This is a genomic window from Ruegeria sp. CDSA236 (genome assembly GCF_059611285.1).
This window is the reverse complement of the sequence record NZ_JBXWPG010000005.1, coordinates 262,188-277,696: the sequence shown is the minus strand read 5'-3', so window position 1 is coordinate 277,696 and position 15,509 is coordinate 262,188. Positions and strand designations below refer to the sequence as shown.

The window sequence follows — 15,509 nt, the reverse complement described above, 5'->3', positions numbered from 1 at the left end:
CGGACATGACCCAAACCTCATCGGATCCAAAAAGCTCCCGCTGGATGCTCTCAAACCCGCTCACCCGCGCATGGCTCAGCCTGTTGGTTCTGAGCACCGCTTCGGCCCTGCTGACGATACTCCCCCTGTCCTCACCGGTGTTGAGCGCAGGCATTTTGATCCTGGCCCTGTCCAAAGCCCGCATTATCCTTGCACGATATCTGGACCTGACGCACAGCCCGGCCTGGCTTAGCGGTTTCACCAATGTACTGACCGGATTTGCGATGGTGATCTTCGGCCTCTCACTGTTTTGACATGAAAAAAGCCGCCCCCGTGGGGCGGCAGTTCTCCAAGCGCAGGGACGCCTCAGTTATTGTGCGGCCATCGGCATTCGCGCGATCTGACACCGTTGCCACAGGGCCGATAAGGCACCGACCAGATGGTCGATATCTTCGTTCGTATGAACCGGAGAAGGGGTAATTCTCAGGCGTTCGGTGCCTTTGGGAACGGTCGGATAGTTGATCGGCTGAATATAGATCCCGAATTCTTCCAGCAGCGTATCCGAGATGAATTTGCATTTCACCGGGTCACCTACCATCACCGGGATGATGTGGCTGGGATTGGGCAAATGCGGGATGCCTTCGGCGTCCAGTTTGGCGCGCACCTGCGCAACGCGGGTTTTCTGCAGATCGCGCTCGGTATTGGATTGCTTGAGGTGTCGGATCGAGGCGGCAGCGCCTGCTGCTATTGCGGGCGGGAGGGCGGTGGTAAATATGAACCCGCTGGCAAAGCTGCGGACAAAGTCACACAAGGCAGCGGATGCCGCGATGTAACCGCCAACCACGCCGAAGGCCTTGCCCAGCGTCCCTTCGATGACAGTCAGGCGATCCATCAACCCTTCGCGTTCGGCGATGCCACCACCGCGCGAGCCATAAAGGCCAACGGCGTGGACCTCGTCCAGATAGGTCATCGCACCATATCTATCCGCCAGGTCGCAAATCTCTTTGATCGGAGCGATATCCCCATCCATCGAATAGACAGATTCGAAGGCGATCATCTTGGGCGCATCTGGATCGGCTGCGGCCAGCTTTGCCTCGAGGTCCGCCAGATCATTGTGCTTCCAGATCACTTTTTGTGCCCGCGAATGGCGGATGCCTTCAATCATGGAGGCATGGTTCAAAGCGTCCGAGAATACGATCAGACCTGGGATCTTCGCAGCCAGCGTCCCAAGTGCCGCCCAGTTCGACACATAGCCAGAGGTGAACAGAAGGGCGGCTTCTTTCCCGTGGAGGTCGGCCAGTTCCTGTTCCAGCAAAACGTGGTCATGTGTCGTGCCCGAGATATTGCGTGTGCCCCCTGCGCCCGCGCCGCAACGGTCGAGTGCCTTGTGTATTGCCCCGACTACATCAGGATGCTGGCCCATTCCCAGATAGTCGTTGGAACACCAAATTCGTACGTCGCGCTGTAAAGCGCCGTCCGTCTGGCGTGCATTCGGGAACGCGCCACAGCGGCGCTGTAGATCAATGAAGATGCGGTAGTTGCCTTCGTCGCGCAGATGCTCAAGGCTTTGGCTGAAAAAACGCTCGTAGTCCATCTCGAACACTCCCGGGAATACTGGCTTTCCAGCAAGACTATGTGCCGGGCCCGCTACGCAACATGACAAATGTCAAGCCGCAGAAAGGAAAGGCTGGCTTGGAAGCCGAAGGTTTGGCATAGCCTTAAGAGGACGGACGTACTGATCGGGTACGCAACTAGAAAAGAGGGGAAAGCTTCGTGGCGCATGAGGCACTTAAAGCGATCGCCAAGCAGTCACTATTGCTCAAGAGCTTTCCCGAGCATCATATCGACACGCTGTTAAGTCACGCGATCTGGCGGAAATATGATCGCGGAGAGACGATTTTTCTACAGGAAGAAAAAGCCCAGGCCATTCATGTGGTTCTGTCGGGCTGGGTAAAGCTGTTTCGCATGTCCCCTACCGGTGCCGAAGCAGTTGTCAGCGTTTTCACCCGCGGCGAAAGCTTTGGCGAAGCGGTCGCCTTGCGTAACGTTCCCTATCCGGTTTCGGCCGAGGCAGTTTCGGCCTGTGAGATCATGCACATTCCAAGTCCGGTCCTTTTGTCCCTTATGCGAGAGGACCCGGAAATTGGGGTGTCAATTCTGGCAGCTACCTTTACCCATCTGCATTCTCTGGTCGCCCAGCTTGAGCAGCTTAAGGCCCAGACCGGCGCACAGCGGGTGGCAGAATTTCTTCTGACTCTCTGCGAAGCCGAGATGGGGGACTGCGTTGTCGAGCTGCCCTATGACAAGATGTTGATTGCCGGGCGGCTGGGCATGAAGCCCGAAAGCCTGAGCCGCGCTTTTTCCCGGCTAAAGCCGTTTGGCGTTAAAATTGACCGGACACATGCCCTGCTCTCGGACATTCAAGTACTGAGAGACTATGCAGAAAGTGACCCCTCCGAAAAGTGACCGAATTTATTGGCCGGTGCTTTGCCGGGTGCGCCAAAGAGCCCCGAGAACGTGCTTCTTTATTCAGGCTAGGACATGCGCATCGATCCCGTGAACACGATTCCTTGTTTGCGGATAAGGGCCTTGTGCAACGTCAGGTAATCCAGAACTTCAAAACAAGCTGGTTTTGATGCTTGCTGGGTCCACGCAGCTGAGGTGATATGCCGTCAAGTTCCAGTCGGCATCTTCCGTCTGTACTTAAGGTTGAAATCGAATGGGAAACTCTAACCTTTAGGGGCTTCTACGATGTCAAAAATCCGTTCAACGACTATCTAATTGGAACCGGCATTCTGACAGAGCTAATTACCGCTTTCCTGTCGATAGTCATTTCTTTTGCGGCTTCGGCGGAGGAAGATTGTCTCAACATCTTTGCCCACATGCGGGATGTTTTGCTTACGGTTCTAGAGTTGACCGAAGCTGAGCGGCTGCCTGAAACCAACACCTTTATCCAGCATAGTATTGGCGGATCCAAATATGCAGCAAGCGATGATAAGCATGTGAGCGCCGAATACGAACAGCATGGTGCAAAGGCTTATATCCAGGGACCCGTGTTTACCACCGGGTCAGCGCATCTTCGTCTTCGTCCTTGGCCGAAACCCACACCGCACCAGCGGTGGTGATTTCTTTCTTCCAGAAGGGGGCGCGGGATTTTAAGTAGTCCATCAGATATTCGGCCGCCTCGAACGCATCCTTACGATGCGGTGCGGCAGTGGCCACCATCATGATCCGATCCCCCGGAGCGAGCCTGCCATGCCGATGGATCACCAGCACATTGCCCAGCGACCAGCGGTCTATTGCTTCTTGCGCAATCTGGGTCAAGGCCCGTTCCGTCATGCCCGGATAATGCTCAATCTCCATCACGTCCAAATCGCCCGTGGCCAGATCACGCACAACACCGGTAAAGGTCACGATTGCGCCATTTGCAGCATCGCCCGCCGCAAAGTCATTTGCCTCGGTACCTAGGTCAAACGGGTCTTCCTGCACCACGATGCGCATGACCTCAGCCACCTGTCATTGGTGGGAAAAAGGCAACCTCACGAACGCCCGCCAACGGGGCGTCAAAATCCGACAGCTCCTGATCCAGCGCAACACGTAAGGCCGACAGATCCGCAAAGGCCGCTGCATAGCGATCCTCGCGCGCGCTAAGTTCTGCGACCAGATCGGATACGGTGGCGGCCTCGGTTTCAACCCGTTCTTTCGGCAGGCCAATCCGTTCGCGGACCCATGCGAAATACAGCACATCCATCCCTTAGTTCTCCTTCAGGTGTGGCATGGCTTTACGTAGGTAGTCACAGCCGGTGATCAATGTCAGCGCTGCTGCGATCCACAGCAGCCACAGGCCGATCCGACTGGACCAGAACATCCCTTCAAGATGCCAGCGCAGGCCGTTCAGGTCGTCTTCCTGCCCGGTCAGAATCTGGTCGATCAGCGTTGGGTCCATGCCGAAGCTGGCCATCACAAAGTAATGCTCGAAGATGCCCTGTGAAAACAAGACGGCTATCGCCACCATCTGAGCCGTGGTTTTCCATTTGGCAAGTTTGGTAACTTTCAGCGTTCCAGCCGTATCACCCAGATATTCGCGCAGGCCTGACACAAAGACCTCTCGGAACAGGATCACAGTGGCAGGCAGGACCAGCCACGGCGTCCAGTGTTCGGCCGAATACCCGACCAAGATCATCAGCGCGATCACCACCATCGCCTTGTCGGCAATCGGGTCCAACATGGCGCCAATTTTTGTTTCCTGCTTCCACGCTCGTGCCAGATAGCCATCGAACCAGTCGGTTAAGGCGGCTGTCAGGAACAGGATCAACGCGAACCAGTCGGCATAGGGCCGGGTGAAATACAAAAACATCACGGCCAGCCCCGGGGCTGCCAGCAGACGCAGGACGGTCAGAATATTGGGTAGGTTCCACTTCATGCAGCGGACCCTACATCGCTAAAATCCAACAGAAAAGATAGACAGTCAAAAAACCGTACTTGTCCCATGAACTTGGTCAAAGCGCCGCAGGCAGGGCGTGGTGCGTCCATGCCCCTTGGAGTTTGTTCTTTTTGCGGTCAGGTTCACCGCACGTTTCCGGGACAGAAGGCACATCATGACAGCTCATATACAAACCGATGCCCGGTCAAATCTGACCGGCAGCCTGTGGATGATCGCTGCAATGGCGGGGTTTGCGCTGGAAGACGCGCTGTTGAAAGCGGCTTCGGGTGCCGTACCGATCTGGCAGGTGATGGTTCTGTTCGGGGTGGGTGGGGCGCTGGTCTTTGCGGCGGTTGCACTGGCGCGCGGCACGCAACTGTTTCAGCCGGATGTCCTGTCGCGCCCGATGAAAGTGCGCGTGCTCTTCGAGGTATTCGGACGGTTATTCTATGTCTTAGCCATTGTGCTGACGCCTTTGTCCTCAGCTACTGTGATTTTGCAGGCGACTCCGTTGGTCGTGGTCGCTGGCGCTGCGCTGATCTTTGGCGAAACAGTTGGCTGGCGACGGTGGGGCGCGATTCTGATCGGTCTGATTGGCGTTGTAGTCATCCTGCAACCGACCGGAGACAGCTTTTCGGCGCTGTCCATTCTGGCGGTGCTGGGCATGTTGGGCTTTGCCGGTCGCGATCTGGCCAGCCGCGCAGCCCCGGCGACACTGGGGACTGAGGTTTTGGGCTTTTACGGCTTCCTCAGCATCATCGTTGCCGGTTTGGCCTATCGCCTGTGGGAGGGCGTGCCAATCGTCCCGCTCGATCTGTACAACGGTCTGTTTCTGACCGGTGCGGTGCTTATGGGTGTGATGGCCTATGCCTCGCTTATGAAGGCGATGCGGATCGGAGAGGTCTCGGCCGTGACGCCGTTCCGCTATACGCGTCTGCTGTTCGGTATCGGTCTGGGCGTGTTCCTGTTCGGCGAGCAACTAGACCAGACCATGTGGATCGGCAGCGCGCTGATTGTGGCCTCGGGGCTGTACATCCTGTGGCGCGGGCGGCGGGCCTAGCCCTTGTCGTGGAAGAAATCATAGACCTTTTGCGCCAAGCCGGCCGAAATCCCTTCGACCGCTTTCAGATCGGCCAGGTTGGCCCGGCCAACTGCTTTGGCGCTGCCGAAATGAGCCAACAGGGCACGTTTGCGCGCGGCCCCCACGCCGGGGATTTCATCCAGCGGTGTGGCCCCCACGGCCTTGGCACGCTTGGCTCGATGGGTGCCGATGGCAAACCGGTGGGCCTCGTCTCTTAGGCGCTGAATGAAATAGAGCACCGGGTCGTTGCGTTTCAGCGCAAAGGGCCTTTGGCCGGTGCGGTGAAATTCTTCCTTACCATGGTCGCGGTCAACGCCTTTGGCGACACCTATCATGGGAATCTCCTCGACCCCGTGCTGCGCCATAATCTCATGGACGGCGCTCACTTGCCCGGCGCCACCGTCAATCAGCAGCAGATCGGGCCACATTCCCTTGTCACGGTCGGGATCTTCTTTTTGCAGGCGGGTAAAGCGGCGGGTCAGCACCTCTTTCATCATGCCAAAGTCGTCACCGGGGGTCAGGTCATCTCCACGAATGTTGAACTTGCGATAGGCATTTTTCATGAAACCTTCGGGGCCGGCCACGATCATGCCGCCCACGGCATTGGTGCCTTGAATATGGGAGTTGTCGTAGACTTCGATCCGGTTTGGCGGGGCATCCAGATTAAATGCCTCGGCGATCCCGCGCAACAGTTTGGCCTGCGTGGCACTTTCCGACATCCGCCGGGCCAGGGATTCACGCGCGTTGCGTATGGCCCCTGCGACAAGTTCTTGTTTCTCACCACGCTGGGGCACAAGGATTTCTACCTTGCGACCGGCTTTTTCGGTCAGCGCCTCTTGCATCAGATCGGCGTTTTCAATGGAATCTGACAGGATCAACTGACGGGGTGGTTCCTTGTTGTCGTAGAACTGACCCAGAAACGCCTCCATCACCTCGGCGGCTGACACATCTGCCCCGACGCGGGGATAGAAGTCCTTGTTGCCCCAGTTCTGATTGGCGCGGATGAAGAACACCTGAACGCAAGCCTGCCCACTGTCCATATACAGGCCGATCACGTCCGCCTCGGCCACACCGCGCGGGTTAATGCCTTGCGAGGTCTGCACCTGCGTCAGCGCCCGGATGCGATCGCGCAGGCCAGCGGCGCGTTCAAACTCCATCGCCTCAGACGCGGCCATCATCTGTTCGGCCAGCTCCTCTTGCACTTTGGTCGACCGGCCTGACAGGAATCGTTCCGCATCCTTGACGCTTTCACGGTAATCCTGATCCGAGATCAACCCGACACAAGGCCCAGAACACCGCTTGATCTGATAGAGCAGGCAGGGACGGGTGCGGCTTTCGAACATCGAGTCAGAACAGTTGCGCAGCAGGAAGGCCTTTTGCAGTTGGTTCAGGGTTCGGTTCACGGCACCCGCGCTGGCGAAGGGGCCGAAATACGCGCCCTTTTCCTTTTTTGCTCCCCGATGCTTTTTGATCTGTGGAAAGACATGGTCCTTTGCCACCAGAATATTGGGAAAGCTTTTGTCGTCGCGCAGCAGCACGTTGTATTTCGGTTTGAGCTGCTTGATCAGGTTCTGTTCAAGCAGCAGCGCCTCGGTCTCGGTCCGGGTCGTCAGGAACATCATCGAGGCCGTGGCCGCAATCATCCGCTCGATCCGGCCAGAGTGTCCCGGTCTTGTATAGTTCGACACCCGTGCCTTCAGATTGCGCGCCTTGCCGATGTAAAGAACCCGGCTGTCCGCATCCAGCATCCTGTACACGCCAGGTGAACTGTCGAGCGTTTTCGCATATCGCTGGATGCAGGCGTATCCTGTCGACTGGGCGTCATTCTGAGAGCTGTTGGTGTCGTCTTGAGAGGTCATGGCCAAAATATGTGATTCTTTGACCATGGCTGCAATCTTGAGCGCTTCAGATCAAGGGAAAACAAATCCACGTATTCTGTGGATAACTGTGCAGATAACTTTTGTGGGGCTTGAATTTTCCCTTGTTTCATTAAGGATTCCTTGATTTGCTTAAAAAATAGGCACATATGTAATCTATTGAATTTAAACAGTAAAAATTTCTACACATGGCAAGTGTATGAAAAAAAAGACATTTTTGTAACGGATTGATAACAGAAATGAGAGCGGTGCAAAACTTCCAGCACCAAACGTTATTCCACGCCCAGAACATCCGGTGTCTGCCATCCCAAATGCTGTCCGCCATCCACGCAGAGAATCTGGCCGGTGACCGCATGAGCATCCAGGAAATACCCAAGTGCAGCGGTGATGTCAGAGGGGTTTGACCCACGTTCCAGAATGGTGTTGGCGCGCTGTGCTTTGAAGTGATCTTCGGATTGCCTGTGACCCTGCATCGTCGGTCCCGGTCCGATGGCATTGACGCGGATCGCCGGGGTTAGCGCCTGAGCTGCAGTACGGGTCAACGCCCATAGCCCCATTTTGGCGACGGTGTAGGACATGAATTCGGGCGTCAGTTTGCGGACCCGCATGTCGACCATATTTACAATCAGGCCCGTTGCCAGCGGCTCGCCCGTATCATCGGTTTCAGGTTCCAGACCCTGTTCAGCCATCGCCTGAGTCAAAACGAATGGCGCCCGCAGGTTGCTGTTCATGTGGCGGTCCCAGCTTTGCCGGGTGGCCGTGTGGATGTTGTCGTATTCAAATATCGAAGCGTTGTTGACCAGGCAGGTAATGGGTCCGCCCAGCGCCTCGGATGCGCGTGGCAGCAGGGCAGCCACGCTTGCTTCTTCTAACAGGTCGGCCTGCAGAGCTACCGCATTGCGGCCTAGGGCCCTGATTTCAGCGACAACCTTAGATGCCTCTTGTTCAGAGGAGGCGTAATGGACCGCCACGTCGTACCCACGCCCGGCCAGATAAAGGGCCATTGCCCTACCAAGGCGAATTCCGGCACCGGTAACTAGGGCTCGGGTCATGCGGCCTCTCTTTGTGTCACACCAACAAGGAAATAACGTAAACCGCGTAAAGGCTTGTCAACAGAATTCCCCATCCGCGGGTGATATCCCGTTTGAAAAATACAAAGGGGACCAAAAGGAGTGATGCGCCCAGCATGACCCAAAGATCAAATCGCAGGAATTCTGGATCAACAGGAATGCGCCCAAACAGGGTTGCAATGCCGACGATGGCCAACAGATTGAACATGTTGGACCCGATAACATTGCCCAATGCGACATCGGCTTGTCGGCGCAGTGCAGCCATAACAGTGGTCGCCAGTTCCGGCAGAGAAGTTCCCACCGCTATAAGTGTCAATCCGATTACAGTCTCGCTGACGCCGTAAGTGCGGGCAATGATTGTAGCGTTGTCGACCAGAAGATGTGCGCCCATCGGCAGGCCTATCAGTCCGAGCACCAGGTAGACTGAAATCTTCCAATAGGGCATGTCTGGATCGGCTTCTTCGAGGCCATCAAAATCGTCATCCTCGGCGCAGGCTTTGCCACAGGCCTTACGATGGGCATGGGCTTCTCGGAAGGCGGTCCATAGAACAAAGCTGAGAGCAGCCAGCAAAATCGCGCCGCTGAACAGGTTGAACACGCCGCAGAAGGCAAGGCCGATGAACAGAACGGTTGCCAGCAACATGAACACATAGTTCTTGCGGCTGTCGCATTCGCTGGTGTGCAGCGTGGCAAGCAGCGCAGGCAGGCCCAGCACCAGCAGGATATTGGCCGTGTTCGACCCCACAACGTTACCCAGGGCGATGCCCGGTGCGTTTTCCTTAATTGCACTGATTGCAATCAGAAGTTCTGGCGCCGAGGTGCCGAATGCCACGATCGTCAAACTAACGATCAACGCCGGTACTCCAATCCGCAGGCTGAGGTTCACGGCACCGCGTACCAGCGCATCACCCGCCAGCAACAGGATCAACAAACCGAGACCGGATAACAGCCATGCCGTCATGCGCGGCCTCCTTTTTCGCAGGCACAGGGACCTTTACCGATCCTGAACCGATGACAGCGCGGGCATCTTGCGGATTGCAGTTTTTTCTGCCCCGGGAACCGCAGTTTGCCGAACATTGCCAGGACGCCCATGGCAATCAAAAAGAGGGTCACGATCTTGATAATCACGTTACAAACCGAAACGTGCGTATGCGGCACGCTCCTCAAGTCCGGCAACCGCGTCCTGTGCCAAGGAGGCGCCGAACCGTGACCAGAATGGCTTGCGCAGCCCGTAACGGCGGAATTTCACTTTATCGCCAAACCGGTCCTGCATTTTGGGTTTGAGATGCGCGATGCCGTCGATCAGGCCAAGTTCATGCGCGCGGCGTGCCAGCCAGACTTCGCCAGTGAACAGATCAGCACCCGTTTCAAGCTTTGCCCCGCGTCGTGCTTTGACATGAGCAGTGAAGTTTTCGTGGATATCGCGTAGCAGGCCTTCAAGCCTTGCGACATCTTCGGGTTTTTCCGGGGCAAAGGGATCCAACATGGATTTCGAATGACCCGCCGTGTGCACTCGCCGTTCGAAACCTTGCCTCTCAAGGAAAAGATGTGCGCCGAACCCCGAAGAGATCACGCCAATCGAACCCAGTACCGAACTGTCATCGGCGTAAATCTCATCAGCTGCCGCTGCCAACCAATAGCCACCCGAAGCTGCCACATCCTCGACAAATGCGAAGACGGGAACATCCAGTTCTTTCGAAAGACGCTGAATGCGCGCACCGATCAATGAACTTTGGACCGGGGATCCGCCGGGCGAGTTGACCTCAAGCGCGACGGCGGCAGGTTTGCCTTTGCGAAATGCTTTTTCGAGAACCGGTGCCAGAGTTGTGTCAGACATCGACCCGCGCCCGGACATGCCGATTGCACCCGACAAGCGCACGACCGAAACGGTTGGCTGTTTTTTGAGAAACGGCAGGCTGACCTTCATGGGTGCCGATGTAGAGTGCGCCCACGCGGTAAACAAGGGAGCGGCTGACCGTTATCGGTCGCGTGAACGTATTTACTGAAGGTGATGGGCAAAAATGCAACGCCGTCCATGGCCTAACTCCGGATGCGCCAGCCAGTTTTGAAGATCCATCCGATGATGCCCAGACACACGCCGGTAAACGCCAGTATGGCCAAAAGGCTGAACATGATCGGCACATCGGCCAGGCCGTAAAACGACCAGCGAAAGCCTGAGATCAGATAGACGACCGGGTTGAACAGGGTGATGGTCTGCCACAGCGGGGGCAGCATCGAAATCGAATAAAAGGTACCGCCCAGAAAGATCAGCGGTGTCACCACGAGTTGCGGAACCAAAGACATCTGCTCGAAATTGCTGGCCCAGATGCCGATGATGAAGCCCAGCAAGGAAAAGCTGAGGCAGGTCAGGACTAGAAATGTCGCCATGGCAAGCGGGTGTTCAATACGCAAATCCACAAAGAATGCAGAGGTCACAAGGATCACGACACCCACAAACAGCGATTTTGTCGCTGCCGCTCCGACATAGCCGATGACGATCTCGATGAAATTCACCGGCGCCGAAAGAAGCTCATATATCGTTCCCAGAAACTTTGGGAAATAGATCCCGAAAGAGGCGTTCGAGATCGACAGCGTCACAACAGATAACATGACCAGCCCCGGAACGATGAACGCCCCATAGGATACGCCTTCGACCTCTTGTATGCGGCTGCCAATCGCCGTGCCAAAGACAACGAAATACAGCGATGTCGACAGGACCGGAGATATGAAGCTTTGCGCAAGGGTGCGGAAGAACCGGGCCATTTCGAACCGGTAGATGGCAGTAATGGCGGACCAGTTCATGTGGCTTCTCCCGACACCATATTGACAAAGATCTCTTCAAGGCTGGACTGACGCGTTTGTACATCGCGTAAAATCAGTCCGGCCTCGGCCACATCGTTCAACAGGGTGGTGATGCCAGTGCGGTCGGCGTTTGTGTCGTAGGTATAAACCAGCGCGTCACCCTTGCCATTCAGTTTGAGATTGTGTGCGGCCAGACTGTCGGGGACGGTTTGAATGGGCTGGGTCAGCATGACTTCGATCTGCTTCTTTCCCATCTGCGCCATCAAAGTGTCTTTGTCCTGAACCAGTAGCAGTTCACCCTTGTCGATGACGCCGACACGGTCGGCAATGGCCTCGGCCTCTTCGATATAGTGGGTGGTTAGAATGATGGTGACACCGGCCTGCTTCAACTCGGCCACGATTTCCCACATGTCTTTGCGCAGTTCGACATCAACACCTGCGGTCGGCTCGTCCAGAAACAGAACACGCGGCTCGTGTGCCAGCGCTTTTGCGATCAGAACCCGACGTTTCATACCGCCCGATAGTTCTTTGATCGCGTTTTTGCGTTTTTCCCACAAAGACAATTTGCGCAGAATTTCTTCGATACGTGCGTTGTTCTGCCCAAGCCCGAACAGCCCGCGCGACAATCGCACAGTGTTCCAGACCTTTTCAAAGGGTTCGAGCGCGATCTCCTGCGGAACCAAACCGATCATCCGGCGTGCTGCGCGAAAATCAGTCTGGATATCGTGGCCGCCGACGGTCACGCTTCCTGAGGTTGGCGTCGTTATTCCACACACCGTCGAAATCAGCGTGGTCTTGCCTGCACCGTTGGGACCCAGAAGAGCCAGGATTTCTCCCTGCTCAATGTCCAGAGACACGCCCTTTAGCGCCTCAAAACCTCCGGCATAGGACTTTCGCAAATCCCTGATGGACAGAATTGTTGTCATGCGCCTCCCCCGTTCTGGCGGCGACACTACCCTGCGAGTTAGCCACAGAACAGGCCCAATTCACACATTTTGCTCAGCTTTCCAATTGGCCTTTCCAGTCCGGGCTTGCATTTCCTGGCTGGCCCCGAAACCCTGCGCGGGCAGGAGGACTGGTATGTTAAGTGGAATTCGGATCATCGAAATCGAGGGCTTGGGCCCCGGTCCCTTTGCCGCCATGCTGTTGGCCGATCTTGGTGCAGATGTGATCACCATCCACCGCAAGGGTCAGGCCGCGACTCCGGGCATGCCCGAACAGTCAGTTCTGGATCGGGGCAAGCGGTCGATCAGCCTGAACCTCAAAGACCCGGCCGATCTGGATGTGGCCCGGCGCCTGATCGCCACGGCTGATGCACTGATCGAAGGGTTTCGACCCGGTGTGATGGAAAAGCTGGGCCTTGGCCCTGATATCTGTCGCGATCTGAACCCAAAGCTGATTTATGGCCGTATGACGGGTTGGGGACAGAACAGCCCCTTGTCCAAGAATGCCGGGCACGATCTGAACTACATCGCACTGTCCGGGGCGCTTTGGTATGCGTCGCAACCGGACCAACCGCCGCAAACCCCGGCCACTTTGGTGGGTGATATCGGTGGCGGTGCCATGTATCTGGTCGCGGGCATTCTGGCCGGATTGCTGAATGCGGCACGCACAGGAAAGGGCTCGGTCGTGGACGCCGCCATCTATGATGGCTCGGCCCATATGATGAACCTGCTGATGAGCCTGCGCCAAACCGGAAACCTGTCAGATACTCGCGGACACAGCCTTCTGGACGGTCCCCATTGGAGCCGAACCTATGCCTGCTCTGATGGTGGATTTGTGGCGGTGCAGTGCCTGGAGCCGAAATTTTATGCCGAGTTCCTGCAGATATTGGACCTGTCTGGCGATCCCGAATTTCGGCAGCAATATGATGCTTCCACCTGGCCCGCGCTGACCCGGCGGCTGGCTGAAATCTTTGCTGGCAATCCACGTGATCATTGGGCGGCGCTGTTTGCAGCAAGTGACGCCTGTGTTGCACCGGTGCTCAACCCGTCCGAGGCGCAGAACCATGCCATGAACACAGCACGCCAGACCTGGCTTGCCCCCGACGGTATGCTACAGGCCGCCGCCGCGCCGCGGTTTTCCGAGCGGGAGTGGAAGCCCAGACCCAGCCCGCGCCGCGGAGATCATACACAAGACATACTGGCCGAGCTGGACGCCCGACCCAAAGCCTAGCGGTTGCGCACTGCGTCGATCATACGCTGAACGTTGTCGGGATCGGCATCGGGCGTGATGCCATGACCCAGATTGAAGATATGCGGCCCTTTGGAGAATGCATCGACAATCCGCCGGGTCTCGTCCACCAGCGCTTGACCGCCGGTCACCATATGCGACGACGCCAGATTGCCCTGTACGCAACCATCCACCTGGACATGCTCGGCGCCCCATTCCGGCGAGACCGAATTGTCCAGCGCGACGCAATCAACCCCCGTGGTTTTGGCGAACCCGATATAGCCATCTCCAGCCTCTCGCGGGAATCCGATCACCGGGATGCCGGGGTGACGTTCCTTGATGGCCTGGGTGATTACGCGGCACGGCTCGACCGCATATTTGCGGAACGCCTCACCCTTCAGCGATCCGGCCCAGCTGTCGAATATCTTGACTACCTCGGCCCCGGCCTCGATCTGGGCTGAAAGATATTCGATCGTGGCCAGCGAGATCCGGTCCAGCAACGCTTCGAACAGCGCAGTATTCCCCTCGCGCAGCGCATGGGCGGGGCCTTGATCCGGGGTGCCGCGTCCGGCGATCATGTAGGTCGCCACTGTCCACGGGGCGCCAGCAAAACCGATCAAGGTTGTCTCGGATGGCAATTCCCGTGACAGGATGCGCACTGTCTCATAGACTGGCGAGAGTGTTTCGTGGATATCCTCGACCGATTTCAGCGCATCAAACTCGGATTGTTGCGTGATAGTCGACAAACGCGGGCCTTCACCGGTGACAAACCAAAGATCCGCACCCAGCGCCTGTGGTACCAGCAGGATATCCGCAAACATGATAGCTGCATCGAACCCATAGCGACGGATCGGCTGCAATGTGACCTCGGCCGCAAGCTCGGGATTGTAGCACAGCGACAGGAAATCCCCGGCCTGCGCGCGCGTTGCACGATATTCTGGCAGATACCGCCCGGCCTGGCGCATCATCCAGATCGGCGGCACATCTTGCACCTCACCCGCCAGCGCCCGCAGCAGCTTCTTTGTCTCGGCCATGTTTGTCCCCAATCGTCTGGTTTGTCGCAACGGGTCATCCTTCGGCGGCAATTTGTCAAGGTGTGCCCCCATTGTCAGGGCAATGTGACGCGACTAAAGCTGTGTCCATGACACTGACCCTGCCTTCCCCCGACTCACCGCTGAAAATTGGCACCCGTGGATCGCCTCTGGCGCTGGCGCAAGCCTATGAAACCCGGCAGCGGTTAGGCACAGCCTTTGATCTGCCCGAAGATGCATTCGAAATCGTGGTGATCAAGACCACCGGCGACAATCGCGCGATGATCGACGCCGACCGCCCGCTGAAGGAGATCGGCAACAAAGGCCTGTTCACCAAGGAAATCGAAGAAGCGATGCTGCGAGGTGATATCGACATTGCTGTGCATTCGACCAAGGACATGCCGGTCGAACAGCCCGCGGGTCTTGTGTTGGACACGTTCCTGCCGCGCGAAGATGTGCGCGACGCTTTTATTTCGCCCAGCCTGAATTCTATTCATGACCTGCCGTATGGCGCAGTGGTCGGCACCTCGTCTTTGCGCCGCCGGGCTCAGCTGTTGAACCGGCGCCCTGACCTGAATGTGGTCGAGTTCCGTGGCAACGTGCAAACGCGCCTGAAGAAACTGACCGATGGCGTAGCGGATTGCACGTTTCTGGCGATGGCAGGTATCCGGCGCCTGAATATGGACGACGTTCCCGCAACTGCTATCTCGCCCGAGGATATGCTGCCCGCCATTGCACAAGGTACAATCGGTATCGAACGTCGCAGTGACGATCCCCGTGCTGCAGGGATGTTGGAGGCAATTCATCATAGCGAAACCGGGTATCGACTTTTGGCCGAGCGCGCCTTGCTGGCCGCGCTTGACGGGTCCTGCGAGACTCCGATTGCCGGGCTGGCTGATATCAGCGGTGGCATTCTGCGCCTGCGCGGAGAAGTCCTGCGCCCGGACGGGTCTGATTCTATCGCCGAAGACGCCACTGGCGTGATTGGTGATGGTGCAGAAATGGCGCGCGCAATGGCCGAAAAACTACTGACAAAGGCCGGCCCCGGGTTCTTTGATTGGATGAATTGAAGAT

The 15,509-nt window shown here is 57.0% G+C and carries 16 protein-coding genes; 5 read left to right on the top strand and 11 right to left on the bottom strand.

Annotation, left to right across the window (positions count from 1 at the left end):
- Window positions 1-5: 5 nt before the first annotated feature.
- Window positions 6-293 carry a cytochrome C oxidase subunit IV family protein gene (locus tag AC2FLB_RS10895; protein WP_496691868.1) on the top strand — a complete coding sequence of 96 codons (288 nt, stop codon included), beginning with the start codon at window positions 6-8 and terminating at the stop codon, window positions 291-293.
- A 56-nt stretch (window positions 294-349) separates the two neighbouring features.
- Here AC2FLB_RS10895 and hemA read toward each other — a convergent pair whose 3' ends face one another.
- Window positions 350-1,573 (bottom strand): 5-aminolevulinate synthase, encoded by a 1,224-nt coding sequence (gene hemA / locus AC2FLB_RS10890; RefSeq protein WP_496691867.1) that lies wholly within the window; start codon window positions 1,571-1,573, stop codon window positions 350-352.
- Window positions 1,574-1,752: 179 nt separating this feature from the next.
- On the opposite strand from hemA, the gene AC2FLB_RS10885 reads away from it, so the two are divergent.
- A complete protein-coding gene (locus tag AC2FLB_RS10885) occupies window positions 1,753-2,445 on the top strand; it encodes a Crp/Fnr family transcriptional regulator (RefSeq protein WP_142635263.1) in 693 nt (230 codons plus the stop codon).
- Between the two features lie 591 nt (window positions 2,446-3,036).
- Here the strand turns inward: AC2FLB_RS10885 and AC2FLB_RS10880 are convergent.
- The 3 genes from AC2FLB_RS10880 to pgsA are packed head-to-tail and all read right to left on the bottom strand — an operon-like array spanning window position 3,037 to window position 4,402.
- The gene (locus AC2FLB_RS10880; RefSeq protein ID WP_282021673.1) at window positions 3,037-3,480 is read right to left on the bottom strand and encodes a molybdenum cofactor biosynthesis protein MoaE; all 444 of its coding nucleotides are present in this window, start codon (window positions 3,478-3,480) and stop codon (window positions 3,037-3,039) included.
- A 4-nt stretch (window positions 3,481-3,484) separates the two neighbouring features.
- Complete coding sequence (moaD, locus tag AC2FLB_RS10875; protein ID WP_142635267.1) at window positions 3,485-3,730, bottom strand: molybdopterin converting factor subunit 1; 246 nt, start codon at window positions 3,728-3,730, stop codon at window positions 3,485-3,487.
- A gap of 3 nt (window positions 3,731-3,733) precedes the next feature.
- Window positions 3,734-4,402, bottom strand: a complete 669-nt coding sequence (gene pgsA / locus AC2FLB_RS10870) for a CDP-diacylglycerol--glycerol-3-phosphate 3-phosphatidyltransferase (RefSeq protein WP_496691866.1) — start codon at window positions 4,400-4,402, stop codon at window positions 3,734-3,736.
- A 175-nt stretch (window positions 4,403-4,577) separates the two neighbouring features.
- Between pgsA and AC2FLB_RS10865 the strand changes: the two genes are divergently transcribed.
- Window positions 4,578-5,462: a DMT family transporter gene (locus tag AC2FLB_RS10865; RefSeq protein ID WP_496709248.1), complete on the top strand. Its 885-nt coding sequence runs from the start codon at window positions 4,578-4,580 to the stop codon at window positions 5,460-5,462.
- Here the strand turns inward: AC2FLB_RS10865 and uvrC are convergent.
- From uvrC to AC2FLB_RS10835, 6 genes are all read right to left on the bottom strand, one after another.
- Window positions 5,459-7,342 carry an excinuclease ABC subunit UvrC gene (uvrC, locus tag AC2FLB_RS10860; protein WP_496709247.1) on the bottom strand — a complete coding sequence of 628 codons (1,884 nt, stop codon included), beginning with the start codon at window positions 7,340-7,342 and terminating at the stop codon, window positions 5,459-5,461. The two genes, AC2FLB_RS10865 and uvrC, sit on opposite strands and share 4 nt — an antisense overlap.
- A gap of 290 nt (window positions 7,343-7,632) precedes the next feature.
- On the bottom strand, window positions 7,633-8,412 hold the full coding sequence (locus AC2FLB_RS10855) for an SDR family oxidoreductase (RefSeq protein WP_496701012.1): 780 nt from the start codon (window positions 8,410-8,412) through the stop codon (window positions 7,633-7,635).
- Between the two features lie 16 nt (window positions 8,413-8,428).
- Window positions 8,429-9,391, bottom strand: coding sequence for a calcium/sodium antiporter (locus AC2FLB_RS10850; protein WP_142635277.1), 963 nt, complete (start codon window positions 9,389-9,391; stop codon window positions 8,429-8,431).
- A gap of 168 nt (window positions 9,392-9,559) precedes the next feature.
- Entirely contained in the window at window positions 9,560-10,357 is a 798-nt protein-coding gene (locus AC2FLB_RS10845) for a S49 family peptidase (RefSeq protein ID WP_142635281.1), read from the bottom strand.
- Between the two features lie 113 nt (window positions 10,358-10,470).
- Window positions 10,471-11,232, bottom strand: coding sequence for an ABC transporter permease (locus tag AC2FLB_RS10840; protein ID WP_142635283.1), 762 nt, complete (start codon window positions 11,230-11,232; stop codon window positions 10,471-10,473).
- Window positions 11,229-12,158 carry an ABC transporter ATP-binding protein gene (locus AC2FLB_RS10835; protein ID WP_142635285.1) on the bottom strand — a complete coding sequence of 310 codons (930 nt, stop codon included), beginning with the start codon at window positions 12,156-12,158 and terminating at the stop codon, window positions 11,229-11,231. The genes AC2FLB_RS10840 and AC2FLB_RS10835 overlap by 4 nt, the downstream gene beginning before the upstream one ends.
- A 154-nt stretch (window positions 12,159-12,312) precedes the next feature.
- Here AC2FLB_RS10835 and AC2FLB_RS10830 point away from each other — a divergent pair, with 154 nt between their 5' ends.
- The gene (locus tag AC2FLB_RS10830; RefSeq protein WP_496709246.1) at window positions 12,313-13,407 is read left to right on the top strand and encodes a CaiB/BaiF CoA transferase family protein; all 1,095 of its coding nucleotides are present in this window, start codon (window positions 12,313-12,315) and stop codon (window positions 13,405-13,407) included.
- Here the strand turns inward: AC2FLB_RS10830 and hemE are convergent.
- Window positions 13,404-14,438, bottom strand: coding sequence for a uroporphyrinogen decarboxylase (hemE, locus tag AC2FLB_RS10825; RefSeq protein WP_496709245.1), 1,035 nt, complete (start codon window positions 14,436-14,438; stop codon window positions 13,404-13,406). The genes AC2FLB_RS10830 and hemE overlap by 4 nt on opposite strands.
- A 107-nt stretch (window positions 14,439-14,545) precedes the next feature.
- Here hemE and hemC point away from each other — a divergent pair, with 107 nt between their 5' ends.
- On the top strand, window positions 14,546-15,505 hold the full coding sequence (gene hemC, locus AC2FLB_RS10820) for a hydroxymethylbilane synthase (protein WP_496709244.1): 960 nt from the start codon (window positions 14,546-14,548) through the stop codon (window positions 15,503-15,505).
- The last annotated feature ends 4 nt before the right edge of the window (window positions 15,506-15,509 follow it).